Annotated in this window: 14 protein-coding genes; 3 read left to right on the plus strand and 11 right to left on the minus strand. The window is 59.1% G+C overall.

Translation table 11 applies throughout. The features are described 5' to 3' along the window. Positions 1-83: 83 nt before the first annotated feature. A complete protein-coding gene (locus BMX59_RS15600) occupies positions 84-1106 on the minus strand; it encodes an amidohydrolase family protein (protein WP_071489574.1) in 1023 nt (340 codons plus the stop codon). A 139-nt stretch (positions 1107-1245) separates the two neighbouring features. Between BMX59_RS15600 and BMX59_RS15605 the strand changes: the two genes are divergently transcribed. Both BMX59_RS15605 and BMX59_RS15610 read left to right on the plus strand, forming a co-directional pair. Then, positions 1246-1662 (plus strand): OsmC family protein, encoded by a 417-nt coding sequence (locus tag BMX59_RS15605; protein ID WP_092247858.1) that lies wholly within the window; start codon positions 1246-1248, stop codon positions 1660-1662. Between the two features lie 64 nt (positions 1663-1726). Continuing rightward, positions 1727-2593 carry a pirin family protein gene (locus BMX59_RS15610; protein WP_093123133.1) on the plus strand — a complete coding sequence of 289 codons (867 nt, stop codon included), beginning with the start codon at positions 1727-1729 and terminating at the stop codon, positions 2591-2593. Positions 2594-2690: 97 nt separating this feature from the next. On the opposite strand, the gene BMX59_RS15615 is transcribed toward BMX59_RS15610, so the two are convergent. From BMX59_RS15615 to BMX59_RS15630, 4 genes are all read right to left on the minus strand, one after another. After that, positions 2691-3419, minus strand: coding sequence for a dienelactone hydrolase family protein (locus tag BMX59_RS15615; RefSeq protein WP_092247853.1), 729 nt, complete (start codon positions 3417-3419; stop codon positions 2691-2693). Positions 3420-3485: 66 nt separating this feature from the next. Beyond that, positions 3486-5390 (minus strand): molecular chaperone HtpG, encoded by a 1905-nt coding sequence (gene htpG / locus BMX59_RS15620; RefSeq protein ID WP_093123377.1) that lies wholly within the window; start codon positions 5388-5390, stop codon positions 3486-3488. A gap of 89 nt (positions 5391-5479) precedes the next feature. Next, the gene (locus tag BMX59_RS15625) at positions 5480-5932 is read right to left on the minus strand and encodes a PaaI family thioesterase (protein WP_092247850.1); all 453 of its coding nucleotides are present in this window, start codon (positions 5930-5932) and stop codon (positions 5480-5482) included. Further along, positions 5929-6405, minus strand: coding sequence for a PaaI family thioesterase (locus tag BMX59_RS15630; RefSeq protein WP_093123140.1), 477 nt, complete (start codon positions 6403-6405; stop codon positions 5929-5931). The genes BMX59_RS15625 and BMX59_RS15630 overlap by 4 nt, the downstream gene beginning before the upstream one ends. 156 nt (positions 6406-6561) lie before the next feature. On the opposite strand from BMX59_RS15630, the gene BMX59_RS15635 reads away from it, so the two are divergent. Beyond that, positions 6562-6804, plus strand: coding sequence for a hypothetical protein (locus BMX59_RS15635; RefSeq protein ID WP_058427885.1), 243 nt, complete (start codon positions 6562-6564; stop codon positions 6802-6804). Positions 6805-6894: 90 nt separating this feature from the next. Here BMX59_RS15635 and BMX59_RS15640 read toward each other — a convergent pair whose 3' ends face one another. From BMX59_RS15640 to odhB, 6 genes are all read right to left on the minus strand, one after another. Beyond that, positions 6895-7632: a DUF599 domain-containing protein gene (locus BMX59_RS15640; RefSeq protein WP_093123145.1), complete on the minus strand. Its 738-nt coding sequence runs from the start codon at positions 7630-7632 to the stop codon at positions 6895-6897. Between the two features lie 141 nt (positions 7633-7773). Next, the gene (gene brnQ / locus BMX59_RS15645; RefSeq protein ID WP_071489581.1) at positions 7774-9087 is read right to left on the minus strand and encodes a branched-chain amino acid transport system II carrier protein; all 1314 of its coding nucleotides are present in this window, start codon (positions 9085-9087) and stop codon (positions 7774-7776) included. A 355-nt stretch (positions 9088-9442) separates the two neighbouring features. Further along, positions 9443-10324, minus strand: a complete 882-nt coding sequence (sucD, locus tag BMX59_RS15650; RefSeq protein ID WP_003172813.1) for a succinate--CoA ligase subunit alpha — start codon at positions 10322-10324, stop codon at positions 9443-9445. Beyond that, positions 10324-11490, minus strand: coding sequence for an ADP-forming succinate--CoA ligase subunit beta (gene sucC, locus BMX59_RS15655; RefSeq protein WP_003190011.1), 1167 nt, complete (start codon positions 11488-11490; stop codon positions 10324-10326). Before sucC ends, sucD begins: the two co-directional genes overlap by 1 nt. Positions 11491-11694: 204 nt before the next feature. After that, positions 11695-13131 carry a dihydrolipoyl dehydrogenase gene (gene lpdA / locus BMX59_RS15660; protein ID WP_092247838.1) on the minus strand — a complete coding sequence of 479 codons (1437 nt, stop codon included), beginning with the start codon at positions 13129-13131 and terminating at the stop codon, positions 11695-11697. 99 nt (positions 13132-13230) lie between these two features. Next, on the minus strand, positions 13231-14454 hold the full coding sequence (odhB, locus tag BMX59_RS15665) for a 2-oxoglutarate dehydrogenase complex dihydrolipoyllysine-residue succinyltransferase (RefSeq protein ID WP_093123151.1): 1224 nt from the start codon (positions 14452-14454) through the stop codon (positions 13231-13233). Positions 14455-14486 lie beyond the last annotated feature (32 nt).

Genomic DNA, 14486 nt, shown 5'->3' on the forward strand with positions numbered 1-14486 from the left:
AGAGCACTCGAACCACTTGCAGCTCGTCGCTCAAGGCTTGCAACTGCCTGTGCCCTATACCGAAGCAAGAGCAAAACGCGATATCAATCAGCGGCACCATCGCGAGTCGACTCAGGCAGGATCGCCAGGAAGTTATCGCGGGCCACTTTGCGGGCGACCCCTTCGGAGAGTGCATCGAGGAACGGGTCGAAGCTGCGCATTTGCTTACCCAACTTGTTGAAGCGCCCTACGACGTCCGAGCCGAGCATAAAGCGCTCGGGAAAGCGCTCCACCAGTTTTACCCACTCGGGGCGAGGCTGGCCTGCATCATCCAGCAAGTAGGGCGTGAGCACGCTCCAGGACAGATCGATGTAAAGGTTGGGGTACGCCTCCAGCATGCGGCTCAAGGTGGGCAGCAAAAAGTCCATCTGTACCTGATGACGATGGATCTCCTTGCTGGTGCCAGCATGGGCCCAGATAAAACGGGTGTGCGGGTGGTTGCGCAGGGGTTCTTCGACCTCAGCCAGGTACAGCGGGTTGCGCTCGCGCTTGGAGGTGATGTTGGAGTGCAGCATCACCGGCAAGTCATTTTCCGCCGCCAGGTGATAGATGCGGGTCATGGCTTCGTTATTGGCCCGTGGTGTGTCACCAGCAGTGATGGCCGTGAGGTCGTCATGTCGGGTAAAAACCTCGCCGATGCCCTGCCACAGTCCTGGATTGAGATCGAGCATACGTTGGATATGGGCGGCCGAGTTCTTGTCGTTGGGGTTGAAGCCGGACAGGAACGGATGAAAGTGCTGGCGCTGCCCAGGGGTCAGCTTGTTGACCGCTGCGGCCACGATCACATCGGTGGCGCTGTACCAATAGGCATCCGCGTCGTCGCCGGCGTAGTAGCGCGGTCGCTTGGGTTCGTCCTCGTGCCATTTTTTCGCAACGGGAATACCAGAAATCATCACGTGATCGATGCGATTGTCGGCCATCGCCTTGAGCAGCTTGTCCATGCCCGCCGTTTCCTGGAAGAAGTCCACGTAATGCAGGTGCGCATCGCTGTAGGCATAGTCGCGGGCCTGCGCGGCCAGGCTGCCGGCGGCGAACAACAGGGCAAGGGTCAGGCGAGTCCAGGGCACGGTAACACCTCGATAGGGGCTGATACGGGTAGACCTTGAACGCCTTGCCGGGGTTCATCCGGCAAAAACAAGGAACACCGAAGTGCCAGCATGCTCTATAACTGCATGACCTTCATCCTGCCACCCTGTGAGGTTTGCCATGCCTGTTACCGTAAACACCCTGAACCAGGACAACTTTCGCCATAGCCTCAATATCGACAACCACGAGTTGTTCACCGACCTGCCCAAAAGCCTGGGCGGTGACGATTCGGCGCCCTCCCCCCATGACTACTTCGACGCCGCCCTCGCCTCGTGCAAAGCCCTGACGGTGAAGCTCTACGCCCAGAAAAAAGACATCCCGCTCACCGGCGTGACTGTGGAAGTCAGCCACGACGCCACCGAAGAACAAAAGGGCAAATACAGACTCAACGTCAAACTCACGCTCAAGGGCGTACTCACTGACGAACAACGCGATGAGCTGCATCGCGTAGCGGATCGCTGCCCGGTGCACAAGCTGATGACTACCGCCGAGATCAGCATCGACACCAAGCTGTCGGAAGGCGCCTTCAGCCAATAGCGGCAACCTCCCGTCGAGCGGGTTATGCTCAGCAGCATCCAACCCGCTCAGACTGGGACGCACCATGACCACCCTCACCGTGATCCGCCCTCGCCCCGAAGATGTCGAAGGGCAACCTATCCTGCGCCCGCTGCCGTCGCGCGAATGCCGCAGCGTCGGGCCTTTTGTGTTTTTCGACCACATGCTGCTGACCCGCTATGCACCGGGCGATGGCATGAATATCCGCCAACACCCGCATATCGGGCTGTCCACCCTCACCTATCTGTTCGAAGGCGCGTTGCAGCACAAGGACAGCCTGGGCTCGGACCAGGTGGTGCAGGCCGGCGACGTCAGCTGGATGACCGCCGGCAGTGCCATCGCTCATGTCGAACGCACACCCGAAGCCCTCAGGGCCGAGGGTTTCAGCCTGCACGGGCTGCAAGTGTGGCTGGCCTCGCCCAAAGACCACGAGACCGGGCCGGGACATTACAGCCATCACCCGGCGGCGAGTCTGCCGGTGAGTGAGAACCTGGGCGTGCAGATACGCCTGATCGCAGGGGATGGGTTCTGTCTCAAGTCACCGGTGCCGGTGCTGTCGCCCACCCTGTATGCCGAGGTGCGGATGCAGACGGCTACGACCCTGCTGGTGCCTGAAGAGCATGAAGAACGTGCGGTGTATGTATTGGAGGGTGAAGCTCAGTTGGACAGCGTGGCGCTGGAAGTGCACAGCCTGGTGGTATTGCCGACCGGGCAGGAGATGACGTTGTTTGCGGACAGTGATTGCCACTTGGTGGTGTTTGGTGGCGCGCCGCTGGATGGGCCACGGCGGATCAATTGGAATTTTGTCGCGAGTGATCCGGCGGTGATTGAACAGGCCAGGCAGCGCTGGGCAGCCGGGGATTGGCCGACGGTGCCGGGTGAGTCTGAAAGAATTGAGTTGCCATTGAGATAGCCATCGGGGGCAAGCCCCCTCCCACATTTGATCAGTGATTGCATCCAAGTATGGGAGGGGGCTTGCCCCCGATTAGGCCCGGACAGGCGCTGAAAAATCAGCCCTTGAACACTTCATCCAGCAAGTTATGCATCGACTGGAACGCCCGCTTGGCGGTCTTGGCGTCGTACATCATCTTGCCCGGCACATTGGCATGGGGGTCGGTGAAGGAATGCACCGCGCCGCCATAGCTCAGCAGTTGCCAATCCACGCCGGCTGCGTTCATTTCATCTTCGAACGCCGGCAGTTGTTCCTTCGGCACCAGCGGGTCGCAAGCGCCGTGCAGCACCAGCACTGAGCCCTTGATGTTCTTTGCGTCCGCCGGGTTTGGCGTGTCGAGGGTGCCGTGGAACGAGATGGCCGCCTTGACCGGCGCACCGGTACGCGCCAGCTCCAGGGAGCAGCAACCACCGAAGCAGAAACCAAAGGTCGCCAGTTTCGACGTATCGACAACGGCCTCGGTCTGTCCCTGCAACTGCTCGAAGGCCGCCTGCATACGCTTGTTCAACAACGCACGGTCGTTCTTCAGCGGCATCATCGCTGCGCCGGCTTCATCGCCATTCGACGGGCGTACGGTCTGCCCGTACAGGTCGGCAATCAGCACCACGTAGCCCTTGCCGGCCACGCTTTTGGCGATCTCTTCGGCACCCGCACTCACCCCCATCCAATTCGGAGCCATCAACAGCCCCGGCAGCGGGCCTTTATGATTGGCGTCGAACGCAAGGCGGCTTTCGTAGGACTGGCCATCAATCTGATAGACCACGGAACGTACAGTGACTTGGCTCATCATTTACTCCAGTTGAGGTGCGTTAGAACGAAAAAACCCGCCGAAGCGGGTTTTTCTACATCAGGATCAAACCGACAGTTCAACCAACAGCTTGTTCAGGCGGCGCACATAGGCAGCCGGGTCTTTCAAGCTGTCGCCAGCGGCCAGGGCCGCCTGGTCGAACAGGATGTGCGACAGGTCGCCAAAACGCTCTTCGCTCTGCTCGCCATCGAGTTTCTCGATCAGCGGATGAGCCGGGTTGAATTCGAAGATCGGCTTGGAATCCGGAACCTTCTGCCCGCTGGCTTCGAGGATCTGGCGCATCTGCATGCCCAGGTCCTGCTCGCCGATGGCCAGGATCGCCGGGGAATCGGTCAGGCGGTGCGAGACACGCACTTCGCTGACGGCATCGCCCAAGGATGCCTTGATGCGCTCGACCAGGCCCTCTTTGGACTTGGCGACTTCTTCGGCTTCTTTCTTCTCTTCCTCGGAGTCCAGGCTACCCAGGTCCAGGTTACCACGGGCCACGTCGACAAAGGCCTTGCCGTCGAACTCGTTGAGGTAGCTCATCAGCCACTCATCGATACGGTCGGTCAGCAGCAGCACTTCGATGCCTTTCTTGCGGAAGACTTCCAGGTGCGGGCTGTTCTTGACCTGGGCGTAGGTTTCGCCAGTGAGGTAGTAGATCTTGTCCTGACCTTCCTTGGCGCGCGCCAGGTACTCGGCCAGGGACACAACCTGCTCGCCGTCGTCGCCCTGGGTGGAAGCAAAACGCAGCAGGCCGGCGATTTTTTCCTTGTTGGCAAAGTCTTCCGCCGGGCCTTCTTTCATGACCTGGCCGAAGTTTTTCCAGAAGCCCTTGTATTGCTCAGGCTCGTTCTTCGCCAGTTTTTCCAGCATGTCGAGCACGCGCTTGGTCAGCGCCGACTTCATCGAGTCGATGATCGGGTCTTTCTGCAGGATTTCCCGCGACACGTTCAGCGACAGGTCGTTGGAATCGACCACACCCTTGATGAAGCGCAGGTACAGCGGCAGGAACGATTCCGCCTGGTCCATCACGAACACACGCTGCACGTAGAGTTTCAGGCCTCTTGGCGCTTCACGCTGGTACAGGTCGAACGGAGCACGGGCCGGCACGTACAGCAGCGAGCTGTATTCCAGATTGCCTTCGACCTTGTTGTGGCTCCAGCTCAGCGGGTTTTCGTAGTCGTGACCGATGTGCTTGTAGAACTCCTGGTATTCCTCGTCCTTGATCTCGGTACGCGGACGGGTCCACAGCGCGCTGGCACGGTTGACCACTTCCCATTCCTGGGCAGGGACCTCTTCGCCTTCAGCAGCCGCTTGTTCTTTCGGCAATTCGATCGGCAGGGCGATATGGTCGGAGTACTTCTTGACGATATTGCGCAGTCGCCAGCCATCGGCGAATTCGTCTTCACCGGATTTCAGGTGCAACACGATACGGGTGCCACGGTCAGCCTTGTCGACGGTAGCGATTTCAAATTCGCCCTCGCCTTTGGAGGACCAGTGCACACCTTCGCTGGCGTCGAGGCCGGCACGGCGGCTGAATACTTCAACCTTGTCGGCAACGATGAAGGCCGAGTAGAAGCCCACGCCGAATTGGCCGATCAGGTGCGAATCTTTCTTCTGGTCGCCCGAGAGGTTCTTCATGAAATCGGCGGTGCCAGACTTGGCGATGGTGCCCAGGTGGACGACCGCATCGTCACGGCTCATGCCGATACCGTTGTCTTCGATCGTGACGGTCTTGGCGTCCTTGTCGAAGCTCACACGGATCTTCAGTTCGGCGCCACCTTCCAGCAACTCAGGCTTGGACAGGGCTTCGAAACGTAATTTGTCGACAGCGTCAGAGGCGTTCGAGATCAATTCGCGAAGGAAGATTTCCTTGTTGGAATACAGCGAATGGATCATGAGGTGCAGCAGTTGCTTCACCTCGGTCTGGAAGCCCAGGGTTTCCTTTTGAGTTTCCACACTCATGGTCATCAAACTCCAATTGGATGGCAATGGCCGCGCCCTAGAGGGTTGGCGGCGGGTTGTCATCAAAGTTGGGGGCTAAGAGCAGGATTTCAAGGGTGGCCTGGTTCCTCGATCTTGAAATGCGCGCGAGCCGTGGCAATGGGCTCGGCCGCGGTGCTCTGCCAGGCGGTGATCGCCACGTTCGCCACCCGTCGGCCCTGGCGCCATACCTGGCATTTGGCGTAGGTGTCGCGAAATTGCCCGGCGCGCAGGTAGTCCAGAGAAAAATCGATGATTTTCGGAATGCCCGGCGCGCCCGTGAACACCAGCAGGTGCAGCGCCGCCGACAGTTCCATGAAACCCGCGATCACCCCGCCGTGCAGCGCCGGCAATATGGGGTTACCAATATTGTCCTTGTTGGCCGGCAGGCGAAACAGCAGCTCATCCCCCAGCCGGGTGCATTCGATGCCGATCAGCCTGGCGTAGGGGATCAGGTTGAGCAGCGCGGCGTAATCGCCGCGCCCGTGGGCCTGCTCCAGGCGGGTCTTGAATCGGTGCGTCATGCCTGCTCTCCCTTGATCGTGCTGCCCAGTCCTTGCGTGCCCTTGAGACGCTTGCCCATGCGCATGAATGTACCGACGACATGGGCAACGGGTTGCTGGGGATCATCCTGGTAGGCGAAGCCACGGGTGAAGATCACGTCGGTGGTCACCCTGTAGCATTGGGCGAAGCCGTACACCGGTTTGTGTGGGGTAGCGGGATGCATGTAGTCGACGCGCAGGTCGAGGGTCGGACAAACCTCGAATTCCGGCAATACGCACAGGGTGGCCATGCCACAGGCGGTGTCCATCAGGGAAGTGAGCGCACCGCCGTGGATCACCCCCGATTGGGGATCACCGACCAGATGGGGCGCATAAGGCATGATCAGCGTGATGCCCTCCTCGCTGGCCTGATGAGCGGTAATGCCCAGCACCTGACAGTGGCGCAAGGCCGATACAAAGCGCTTCGCACGCTCTAACAGGGGATTTTCGGTCATTCGTTCCAGACTCTTATTAGTGTTGATCCGCAGAATGGGCGGCAGGGTAAAAGTTCCGGTTAGTCTGCGATTTATATATCTACCAAATAAAAGGAACTAATGCCGAAGCGCCATGCTCGAAAGGCCAGTAGATATCTTCAATAAGGAGAAACACCCATGCGCAAGACTTTAGCTATTTCCATGATGCTGGCCGCTGCCCTCGGTCTGGCTGCCTGCGACAAGAAATCCGAAGACAAAGCCCAAGACGCTGCAGCCCATTCTGAGCAAGCTCAGAAAGATATGGCCAAGGCTCAGGATAAAGTGAACGACGCTGCGAAAGAAAACGCCGAAGCTGCCAAAGCTCAGGCTGAATCGAACCAGGCCGCCGCAAAAGAAGCAGCACCTGCTACCGGTTCTTGAGACCGCGGCTTGTAACAGCTTCGCTGCAAAAAGAAAGCCCGCTTAGATAGCGGGCTTTACTTTGCCTGGTGTTTTTACTTGAAGGGTTGATCAAACTGCTTCTTTAACCGGTTCCGACGGCGGTGTATCCGTCTGGGTAAACACCATCACTTGCAGCACGTCGGAATGAAACTCCCGCCGATACAGCACCAACACCACCCCGGCGCTCATCAACATGAATAGCCAGGGGCTGACAAACCACGCCAGCATGGTCATGCCGAAGTAATAAGAGCGCAGGCCAAAGTTGAACTGGTTGGCCGCCATGGAGATGACTCGCGCCGCACGCAGAGCAAATGCCTTGCGCTCCTGCTCCGACACATCCCGCTCGCCGATCATCGGCGCCGAGCCGACCAGCACCGCCGCGAAGTTGTACTGACGCATGCACCAACTGAACGTAAAGAACGCATAGACGAACACCAGCGCCAGGCACAGCAGCTTGATCTGCGACATGCCTTGGGACGCTTGTTGCACCATCGGTATGTCCGCCAGCAACGACACCGCCCGCTCTGAAGCACCCAACACCGTGAGAATGCCGGCGAGGATGATCAACGTGCTGGAGGCGAAGAACGAAGCATTGCGCTCCAGGTTGCCGATCACACTGGCGTCGGCGATGCGGTTGTCGCGCAGCAGCATGCGGCGCATCCAGTCTTCGCGGTACAGGTGCAGCACGCTGGCGAGGCAGGCCGTGTCGCGGGCCTTCCAAATGGCGTATCGGGTATAGCCACCCCAACAAAGGGCGAACCATAGGGCGGCAAGCAGGTGGATCTGATTGGTTTCGATGAACGACATGCGGGTCCTTTGCAGAATGAGGGCTGAAAAGTATTTGCGTCAGTTCGACGTTAGCGCACATAAAAAGACACTGCCGTTCACCCATAAAAAATGCCCCGTATCGATTGATACGGGGCATTTCAGTACAGCGAGAAACGTGGGTTATGCGATAGCTTCGCTGCGCTTGCCGAGCATGCGATCGACCGCGAACGCCACGACCAGTGTCATCACTGACGGCACCAGCCACGCCAGGCCCTGCTCGCTCAATGGCAGGTTGGCCAATTGCGAAGGCATCCAGCCCGCCAGGCCAGCGCCCTTGAGCGCATCGATGCAGCCAAAGATGAACGACACCAGCATTACCGGGCCAACGATACGGCCCTGCTCCTGCCAGAAATCTTTGCAGAAACTCAGCGCCACCAGCACGATGCACGGCGGATAGATCGCGGTCAGCACCGGGATCGAGAAGGCAATCAGCTTGGTCAGGCCCAGGTTCGAGACGAACAACGAGAACAGCGCCAGGATCACCACCAGGGTCTTGTAGGACAGCGGCAGGATCTTGCTGAAGTACTCGGCGCAGGCACAGGTCAGGCCTACCGCAGTCACCAGGCACGCCAGGGAGATCAGCACGGCCAGGAAGCCACTGCCCAGGGAGCCGAAGGTGTGTTGCACATAGGCGTGCAGCACCGCAGCACCGTTAGTGGCACCGGCAGCCACTGCATGGCTGCCCGAACCCAGGCGGAACAGGCTGAAGTACACCAGGGCCAGGCCCACGCCGGCAATCAAGCCCGCAATGATGGCGTAACGGGTGATCAGCTTGGGCGACTCGACGCCACGGGAGCGGATGGCATTGACGATCACGATGCCAAACACCAGGGCACCCAGGGTATCCATGGTCAGGTAACCCTGGATAAAGCCTTGGGAAAACGGTGCGGCGACATATTCCGGGGTAGCGACGCCCACATCACCGGCCGGCAAGGCAAACGCGGCGATGCCGAGAATGGCCAGGGCGATGATCTTCAGCGGCGCCAGGAAACGCCCCACGGTGTCCAGCAGCCGACCGGGGTACAGGGAGACAAAGAACACCACGAGGAAGTACACCGAGCTATAGAGGAACAGCGCCAGCGGGCTTTCACCGGTCAGCGGCGCCAGGCCTACTTCGAAGGACACGGTCGCGGTACGCGGGGTGGCGAACAGCGGCCCTACCGCCAGATACGCCGCCGCCGCGAGCAGGCCACCGGCGATCTTGCCGATCGGGCTGCTCAACGCGTCCATGCCACCACCGACCTTGGCCAGGGCGATCACGGTGACCACCGGCAAGCCGACTGCGGTGATCAGGAAGCCCAGCGCTGCCATCCAGACGTGAGGCCCCGACTGCAGTCCAACGATAGGCGGGAAGATGATGTTGCCGGCGCCCACGAACAGGGCAAAGGTCATAAAGCCCAACGCCAGGATGTCCTGGCTTTTCAACACTTTCATTTCGGGAAATACCACACTACTGAATCGGAATTTAGAGAGGGATTCCCTGTGGATGAGGGAAATACTGCCGGCCCTTATGGCGGCCGACCGGTCTAGCGCGAGGCTTCCTTTTGGGAGGCGCACGCATAACGAGGCAGCCAGGGTACAGAAATTGGCTGACGAACGCACTGTTGCGGGGCGGACTGTCCGATAAGCGACATCTGCATGTCGCATTTTCATACCTAATTTGGCAATACAGGCAAATGTGGGAGGGGGCAAGCCCCCTCCCACATTTTGATCTTTATTAAACCCCGGAAAGCACAAAGGCCACCCGAAGGTGACCTTTGTGTGGTGAAGCGTCAGCTAAGCGCGAGGCTTACTTGACAGCCCAACCGGTCAGTTCGGCCAGGGCCTTGCCGATGTCTGCCAGCGAACGCACGGTTTTTACACCGGCGTCTTGCAGCGCAGCGAATTTCTCGTCTGCAGTGCCTTTGCCGCCAGAGATGATTGCGCCAGCATGGCCCATGCGCTTGCCCGCAGGGGCAGTCACACCAGCGATGTAGGAAACAACCGGCTTGGTCACGTGTGCCTTGATGTAGGCAGCCGCTTCTTCTTCAGCCGAACCGCCGATCTCACCGATCATCACGATCGCTTCGGTCTTCGGGTCTTCCTGGAACAGCTTCAGGATGTCGATGAAGTTGGAGCCCGGGATCGGGTCACCGCCGATGCCGACGCAAGTCGACTGACCGAAACCGGCGTCAGTGGTCTGCTTCACAGCTTCGTAGGTCAGGGTGCCGGAACGGGAAACGATACCGACCTTGCCTGGCAAGTGAATGTGACCTGGCATGATGCCGATCTTGCATTCGCCTGGAGTGATCACGCCTGGGCAGTTAGGGCCGATCAGGACTACGCCCAGCTCGTCGCACTTAACTTTAGCGTCCAGCATGTCCAGGGTAGGAATGCCTTCGGTGATGCAGACGATCAGCTTGATGCCGCCGAATGCCGCTTCCAGGATGGAGTCCTTGCAGAAAGGTGCTGGAACGTAGATCACGCTGGCGGTGGCGCCAGTGGCAGCTACAGCGTCTTTCACGGTGTTGAACACTGGCAGGCCCAGGTGCTCGGTGCCGCCTTTGCCCGGAGTTACGCCGCCAACCATCTTGGTGCCGTATTCGATGGCTTGCTGGGTGTGGAAACTACCTTGCGAACCGGTAATACCCTGGCAGATAACTTTGGTGTCTTTATTGATCAGGACGCTCATTATTTGCCCTCCGCAGCTTTGACAACTTGTTGAGCAGCGTCGGTCAGGCTGGTAGCCGCGATGATGTTCAAACCGCTTTCTGCCAGTACTTTAGCGCCCAGTTCAGCGTTGTTACCTTCAAGGCGAACAACAACCGGGATTTTAACGCCGACTTCTTTCACTGCACCGATGATGCCTTCGGCAATCATGTCGCAACGAACGATGCCGCCGAAGATGTTGACCAGTACTGCTGCGACGTTGGAGTCGGACAGGATGATCTTGAAGGCTTCGGTCACGCGTTCTTTGGTAGCACCACCGCCCACGTCGAGGAAGTTGGCTGGTTTGCCGCCATGCAGGTTGACGATGTCCATGGTACCCATGGCCAGGCCGGCACCGTTGACCATGCAGCCGATGTTGCCTTCCAGGGCTACGTAGTTCAGTTCAAACTTGGCAGCGTGCGCTTCGCGCGGATCGTCTTGCGACGGATCGTGGAAAGTCTTCAGCTTAGGCTGACGGTACATGGCGTTGGCGTCGATGTTGATCTTGGCGTCCAGGCAGTGCAGATCGCCGTCAGCCTTGATCACCAGCGGGTTCACTTCCAGCAGGGCCAGATCGTGATCCTGGAACAGTTTGGCCAGACCAACGAAGATCTTGGCGAACTGGGCAACTTGCTTGCCTTCCAGGCCCAGCTGGAAAGCCAGCTCGCGACCCTGGAATGGCTGAGCGCCAACCAGTGGGTCGATGGTGGCTTTCAGAATTTTTTCTGGGGTTTCGTGAGCGATCTTCTCGATGTCCACGCCACCTTCGGTGGAAGCCATGAACACGATGCGACGGCTCGAACGGTCAACGACAGCGCCCAGGTACAGCTCTTTAGCGATATCAGTGCACGATTCAACCAGGATCTTGGTGACTGGCTGGCCATTGGCATCAGTCTGGTAAGTCACCAGACGCTTGCCCAGCCACTGCTGTGCGAAGGCCTTGGCGTCTTCTTTGCTGCGAACCAGCTTAACGCCGCCCGCTTTACCGCGACCACCGGCGTGGACCTGGGCTTTGACAACCCACTCGCTGCCGCCGATTTTGTCGCAAGCTTCTGCTGCTGCTTCCGGGGTGTCTACTGCGTAGCCCTTGGAAACTGGCAGGCCGTATTCAGCGAACAGCTGCTTACCCTGATACTCGTGAAGATTCATGCTTTTTACCGTCTTCGTTAGGTACTGCGCATTCGGCGCTGCGCTCATTATGAGTGCCGCGCCACCTGTGACTGCTGCTTGCGCAACTTGCGGGGCTCAAGGCCCGTAAAGCTGCGCAAGGCTGCGTCCAGCGGATATTCCGCGGTGAGTCTTGCGCGCAAGGCTCACGACGGGCAACTCCGCCGTGGTTTCTTATTATCTCGCTTAGCGCTTCTTGCGGTTGGCGATGTGGATGGCGCCGCCATTCACTGCCAACGCTGCTTCGTGCAACGCTTCGGACAGGGTCGGATGGGAGAAGACCATCATGCCCAGGTCCTCGGCACTGGTGCCGAATTCCATACCGATCGCGCCTTGCTGAACCAGTTCTGCAGCGCTCGGGCCAATCACGTGGACGCCCAATACGCGGTCAGTCTTGGCATCAGCGATGACTTTGACAAAACCACCGGTGTCGTTGGCTGCCATGGCACGGCCAGAAGCGGCAAACGGGAAGGTGCCGACGTTAACTTCAACGCCTTCAGCTTTCAACTGCTGTTCGTTCTTGCCGACCCATGCAATTTCCGGGTGGGTGTAGATAACCGATGGGATCAGGTCGTAGTTCATCTGGGTTTTGTGACCCTTGATGCGCTCGACAACCATGATGCCTTCTTCGGAAGCCTTGTGCGCCAGCATCATGCCGCGAACCACGTCGCCGATGGCGTAGACGCCCGGCACGGTGGTCGCGCAGTGATCGTCAACATGGATGAAACCACGCTCGTCGATGTTCACGCCACTGTCGGCAGCCAGCAGGTCGGTGGTCACTGGACGGCGACCCACGGCTACGATCAGCTTGTCGAAAGTGATGGTTTTTTCGCCATCCTTGTCGGTGTAGTTGACGACAACTTCTTCGCCGTTGACTTTCGAGCCGGTGACGCGAGCGCCCAGCTTGATGTCCAGACCTTGTTTGGTCAGGGTTTTCAGCGCTTCCTTGGAAACGGCGGTGTCGGCAGCCAGCAGGAACGTGTCCAGGGCTTCCAGCACGGTCACCTCAGCACCGAGGCGGGACCACACCGAACCCAGCTCCAGGCCGATCACGCCGGCGCCGATCACGCCCAGGCGCTTAGGCACAGCCTGGAATTCCAGGGCGCCGGTCGAATCAACGATCACGTTGTTGTCGACTGGAGCAGGCGGAATGTCGATTGGACGCGAACCTGGAGCCAGGATCACGTTCTCGGCTTCGATGATTTCGGTCGAGCCGTCTGGCTTGGTGATTTCAACTTTCTTGCCAGCCAGCAGCTTGCCGTGGCCTTGCAGGGAAGTGACGCCGTTGGCCTTGAACAAGGTGGCAACGCCGGAAGTCAGGCCCTTGACGATGTTGGCTTTACGGCTGACCATCGCTGGCACGTCCATGGTCACGCCAGCATGGTTGATGCCGTGGATCGCGAAGCCATCCTGGGCTTCGTGGAATTTCCAGGAGCTGTCCAGCAGCGCCTTGGAAGGAATGCAACCGACGTTCAGGCAAGTACCGCCCAGCGCCAGCTTGCCTTCCTTGTCGGTGTATTTTTCGATGCAAGCAGTCGAGAGGCCCAGTTGTGCAGCCTTGATCGCGGCAACGTAGCCGCCAGGACCTGCACCAATCACTACGACGTCAAATTTCTGTGTCATGAAAATAGATCCTCTATTTGCGACAAGCTTTTAGCCGCAAGCTGCAAGCCAAGCTGCTTTTTCTTACAGCTTGTAGCTCGCAACTTGCAGCTGCTTCAATCAGATATCCAGCAACAGACGAGCCGGGTCTTCCAGCAGGTTCTTGATGGTCACCAGGAAAGTCACGGCTTCTTTACCGTCGATCAGGCGGTGATCGTACGACAGCGCCAGGTACATCATCGGGCGGATCACGACCTGGCCGTTGATGGCCATCGGACGCTGGATGATGTTGTGCATGCCCAGGATCGCGGCTTGCGGCGGGTTGACGATCGGGGTCGACATCATCGAACCGAAGGTACCACCGTTGGTGATGGTGAAGGTACCGCCGGTCATCTCGTCGATGGTCAGCTTGCCGTCACGGGCTTTCTTGCCGAAGGTGGCGATGCCGCCTTCGATTTCAGCCAGGCTCATCAGTTCGGCGTTACGCAGTACCGGAACCACCAGGCCACGGTCGCTGGACACGGCAACGCCGATGTCTGCATAGCCATGGTAAACGATGTCGTTGCCGTCGATGGAAGCGTTGACTGCCGGGAAGCGTTTCAGCGCTTCGGTGGCCGCTTTCACGAAGAACGACATGAAGCCCAGGCGCACGCCGTTGTGGGACTTCTCGAACAGATCCTTGTACTTCGAGCGCAGCGCCATGACTTCGGTCATGTCGACTTCGTTGAAGGTGGTCAGCATCGCCATGTTCGACTGGGCTTCAACCAGACGCTTGGCCACGGTGGCACGTACGCGGGTCATCGGTACGCGCTTCTCGGTGCGGTCGCCGGCAGCGAACACAGGCGCAGCGGCAGCCGGGGCAGCCGCCTTGGCAGGTGCGGCAGCCGGAGCGTTTTTCTTGGCTTCAACAGCCGCAACCACGTCTTCCTTGGTCACACGGCCGTCTTTGCCGGTGCCTTTGACGGAAGCCAGGTTGATGCCGTTCTCTTCAGCCAGCTGACGGGCAGCCGGTGCAGCGATCGGGTCTTCAGCGCCAGCAGCCGGAGCGGCAGCAGGAGCAGCAGCGGCGGCGGCCGGTGCAGCAGCAGGCGCAGCGGCAGCAGCACTGCCCTCTTCGATCGAGCCCAGCACCTGGTTCGACAGAACGGTAGCGCCTTCTTCGGCAACGATTGCGCCCAGCACGCCGTCAGCTTCGGCCAACACTTCCAGCACGACTTTGTCGGTCTCGATGTCGACGATCAGGTCGTCACGCTTTACAGCGTCGCCTGGTTTCTTGTGCCAGGTGGCAACGGTGCCATCGGCAACCGATTCCGGGAATGACGGGGCTTTGATTTCGATAGCCATTATCTGTGGGTCCTTAAAATTCGGTTTCAGTC

Origin of the sequence: Pseudomonas sp. NFR09, assembly GCF_900111535.1 — a bacterium.
Classification (GTDB): Bacteria; Pseudomonadota; Gammaproteobacteria; order Pseudomonadales; family Pseudomonadaceae; genus Aquipseudomonas; species Aquipseudomonas extremorientalis.